The sequence below is a fragment of the Mesorhizobium sp. WSM4850 genome (assembly GCF_055811735.1).
Genome location: NZ_JBVVPV010000111.1, coordinates 1 through 3636, shown reverse-complemented (window position 1 = coordinate 3636; position 3636 = coordinate 1). Strand labels below are relative to the sequence as shown.

Here is a 3636-nt window from a genome sequence, read left to right as displayed (position 1 = left end):
TCGAGGCGCTCAAAAATCGCGATGCTCGCATCGTTCGAAGGCGAGAATTTCTTGTTCATAGCGGCAATCTCCTTGCTAGCAGCGTCAAATGAGCTGAGATCGCGTCCGTCTGGCGGCGCTGATCAGCGATCGCGCCAGCCTGCAGCAGCATGCCTTGCGGACTGATCGGTATGAATTCCTGTAGAAGAAGCTCCTCTACGACGGCGGCCTTAGGATCAGACGCGCGCTTCTAGAATTTGCACGGCAAGATTCCTTTTCCGAGCCGACGATTATCACGAGCGGCACCCCAAAACACGTGAGACCATATCTCCTAAAGCGCGCTTTCGTTGAGTTAAAGATCTAATATTTTCTGCAACAGTCTTGTTTCAGGCGGATAATGTCCCGTGGCGCGTGGTGTAGGTGCCGGCATTCGGCTGGCAGTCAGGAGCTCATTGCTGGATGGTTCGAGATAGGGTGGATATCAGCCTTCTCCGACAGCCTCGCAGTTTTCCAAGTTTATGGGTGTTGACGTTGCCCCCAGTTTCTATCCGGTTTTGAGTTCGTTTCCGGCGTTGGCCCTTATGGGCGGAGGAAGCGACGGGCGCTGGCGCGGAGCCTTTCGCATTGCGCAGCGCGAGCGACCGTCGCGGATTGAAGGTCTGTGCAAACTCGTTCGGAGTGTGCCATCCGATCTGCGGATGAGGCGGCGCGCTGTTGTAGTCGGCGCGCCACAGGGCCAGGGACGCACGGGTCCGTGCAAGCGAGGTGAACAGCGTCTCGTTCAACAGTTCGTCGCGCAGGCGGCCGTTGAAGCTCTCGATGAAGGCATTCTGCATCGGCTTGCCAGGCGCGATGTAGTGCCATTCAACACGGACATGGTGCCAGGATGGCGTTCGAGGTGAACTCGCTGCCATTGTCGCTGACGATCATCGTCGGCCGGCCCCGCTCAGCAGTGAGCCGATCCAGCTCGCGCGCAACCCGTACGCCCGAGAGCGACGTGTCGGCCACCAGAGCCAGGCATTCCCGCGCGCAGTCGTCGACGACGGTGAGGATGCGGAAGCGGCGCCCGTCGGTGAGTTGGTCGGAGACGAAGTCGAGCGACCATCGCTCATCGGGACGCGGCGGCACCAGCATCGGCGCCCTGGTTCCGATCGCCGGTTTGCGGCCGCCACGGCGGCGAACGGCGAGCTTCTCCTCGCGATAGAGCCGAAACAGCTTCTTGTGGTTCACGACGCGTCCCTCGCGCCTCAGCATCACGAGCAGACGCCGGTATCCGAACCGGCGACGCTCCTGTGCGATCGCCTTCATCCGCTCGCGAAGCTCGCGGTCGTCCGGCCTGCTGGTCTCGTAGCGAACCGTCAGGCGGCAACAGCCCATGGCTTTACACGCCCGCCGTTCGCTCATCCCGAAGGCTTCCTTCAGGCGAGCGACAACTTTCCGCTTGGCTGCGGGCGTCACCACTAATGGGATGGTCCGCCCCGTCCTCCCGCAGCATCATCTGGGCAGTCACAACAAAGGAGGTTGCAATGTCCCCACGCAATGCGCCGCGCCCTGCGGCCGTCTATGGTGTCGATATCGGCAAGAACCTTCCACGTCGTCGGCTTGGACAGCGACGGCGAGCCCGTCCAGCGAGTTCGCTTCCGACGCGATACGTTGATGACGTTCTTTGAGCGGGCAGCGCCGGCAATCGTCGGGATGGAATCGTGCGCTGGATCGCAATGGATCGCCAGGAGACTTCAGGCACTGGGGCACAAGGTTCGCCTGATCCCAGCGCAGTTCGTGAAGCCTACGTCAAGTCGAACAAGAGCGACATCATCGATGCCGAAGCTATCGCCGAAGCAGCCACGCGGCCGACGATGCGATTTGCCGCGATCAAGAGCGAGGAGCAAGCCGACCTCCAAGCCTTGCATCGGGTGCGCGACCAGATGATCGGCACGCGAACCCGTCTGATCAACCAGATGCGAGCATTCTGCCTGCATCGCATTGAGACAGGGCGCCGGGCTGTTCAAGCTCGACTTGCCACTGGTTCTCGATGACCTTTCGAATGACCTCTCGCCGGCAATGCGCAAACTGCTCGTGGACCTGTTCGCCGATCTGCGCCAGTTGGAGCAGCGCGTCACCGACGTGACGAGGGAGATCGCAGCGATCGCAGACCGAGAAGATGTTGCCCGCCGGCTCATGACGATCCCCGGAATCGGAGCATTGGGAGCCACCGCGCTACTGGCGGCCGTCGGCACCGGATGCCAGTTCCAGAAGGCTCGCGACCTGGCCGCATGGCTGGGGCTGGTCCCTCGAGAATACTCGACCGGAGGCAAGCAGAAGTTGCTCGGTATCAGCAAGCGCGGGAACCGCTACGTTCGCAAGCTGCTCGTTCATGGCGCGCGATCATGCTTCCGTCACCTGGATCGAACCCGGGATCGCCTGGGAAGCTGGCTTGATGGGTTGCAGAGCCATATGCACCCGAACAAAGCTGTTGTCGCACTTGCCGCTAAGATGGCGCGCATTGTCTGGGTTGTCCTGACCAAGCCGGGAGCACTCTACGAACGCACCCTGCTTTCGCCTAACGCTCCGGCTCGATTGCAAGGCTCGGGAATAGTGATGACGAAACAGTGGATCAGCATGCCGTAAGCCCTGTGCAAAAAAGCGGGCTTCGTGCCCGAACCATTTATTGGGAACGGCGTGCGCGGATCTCATCATGGCCGGGCTGCAACAGCAGCTCACTCGCGAGAGGCCGGATACATTTATGCAACTGGAATCGTCGTCGGCGATGTCGCGAACCCTTGCACGGACGGGGCGGACCATACATTCTTTCCTACGAGATCCTTCAGCGCTGCATTGTCGAGCATGGCGTCGGAAAGTAGCCGCTTCAGGCGCGCGTTCTCGTCCTCAAGGCTCTTTCAGACGCTTCGCCTCGGAGACGTCTATCCCTCCGAAGCGGGCCTTCCAATCGTAGATCGAGGCATCGCTCACCCCGTGCTTGCGGCAAAGATCGGGCTTCATGCTCCTTCAAAATCCCGATGAGCTGCTCTTCCGAAAAGCGACTGCGCTTCATGGTCCTCTCAATCGGCCAGAACTTCAATCCGGATTAGATCGCAGGGGCAACGTCACGAGGTTTGTGGTCATGAGCAGATGTCGTCAACTACCAGATGCTGTAGTATCGGTGCTTGCCCGCAAGCTCTAGAAGCCAATGTAGGAATGGTGGCCAAGGGAGAGATTAATGTATGTTCAGCGCACTAATCAGGGGCGTATCGGCATGCAAAGCAATGTGACCACGCTACACGGTTCGTCGTCCCGCTGCGAGGCGCCGACTGCTCGAAGCATAACAGGGCTGGTAGCGTATCATGGCGACATCTGGTTGCGCGAGGACTTTAGAGACCGCGGTCTCTCTATCTTATCGGTCGCGTCGCATTGGCTAGCCTGGGCTATCTACATCGAGAGCCACACGGATCAGTCCTGCACTTGCCTACCAAGGCCATAGACGACGATTGGCTCGTTTGGCTGATGCGCGACGAACTGTTGAAGACGCTTTCGACTACTTCGGCATCGCGGGCGCTTGGCGGGCGTACTTTGGCGACAGCCAACGCAGCTAAATTCACGCCATGGGCTTCGTGCCCGGTTTAACGTTCGTCGGAATCCAATACGGGAGCCAACAGTGGT

At 59.9% G+C, this 3636-nt stretch carries 3 pseudogenes; 1 reads left to right on the top strand and 2 read right to left on the bottom strand.

The annotated features are described in order from the left end of the window. Nucleotides 1–554: 554 nt before the first annotated feature. A pseudogene (locus AC0L2Z_RS34990) lies at nt 555–1440 on the bottom strand (IS3 family transposase); the annotation flags it as partial. 65 nt (nt 1441–1505) lie between these two features. Between AC0L2Z_RS34990 and AC0L2Z_RS34985 the strand changes: the two are divergent. Then, nucleotides 1506–2538 (top strand): annotated as a pseudogene (locus AC0L2Z_RS34985) (IS110 family RNA-guided transposase); the annotation flags it as partial. Nucleotides 2539–2780: 242 nt separating this feature from the next. Here the strand turns inward: AC0L2Z_RS34985 and AC0L2Z_RS34980 are convergent. After that, a pseudogene (locus tag AC0L2Z_RS34980) lies at nt 2781–3031 on the bottom strand (transposase); the annotation flags it as partial. Between the last annotated feature and the right edge of the window lie 605 nt (nt 3032–3636).